1 pseudogene is annotated in these 398 nt (G+C 51.3%); it reads right to left on the bottom strand.

Annotated features, from left to right (window positions below):
- Positions 1-398: pseudogene (locus FC32_RS10835) on the bottom strand (MSCRAMM family adhesin SdrC); the annotation flags it as partial.

Genomic DNA, 398 nt, shown 5'->3' with positions numbered 1-398 from the left:
TCTGCCTCAACATCGTTGAGTGAATCGGTAAGCGCCAGTGAATCAGCTTCCACATCATTGAGCGAATCGGTAAGTGCGAGCGAATCCGCCTCGACATCCGTGAGCGAATCAGTGAGCGCCAGTGAATCGGCAAGCACATCATTGAGTGAATCGGTAAGTGCGAGCGAGTCAGCTTCAACTTCAGTAAGTGAATCAGTGAGTGCAAGTGAATCGGCATCAACATCCGTGAGCGAATCGGTAAGCGCCAGTGAATCAGCTTCCACATCTGTGAGCGAATCGGTAAGCGCCAGTGAATCAGCTTCAACATCATTGAGTGAATCAGTAAGCGCCAGTGAATCCGCCTCGACATCGTTGAGCGAATCAGTGAGCGCCAGTGAATCGACAAGCACATCCGTGAG

Source organism: Ligilactobacillus apodemi DSM 16634 = JCM 16172 (assembly GCF_001434405.1).
GTDB lineage: Bacteria > Bacillota > Bacilli > Lactobacillales > Lactobacillaceae > Ligilactobacillus > Ligilactobacillus apodemi.
This window is presented reverse-complemented; position numbering and strand designations above follow the sequence as displayed.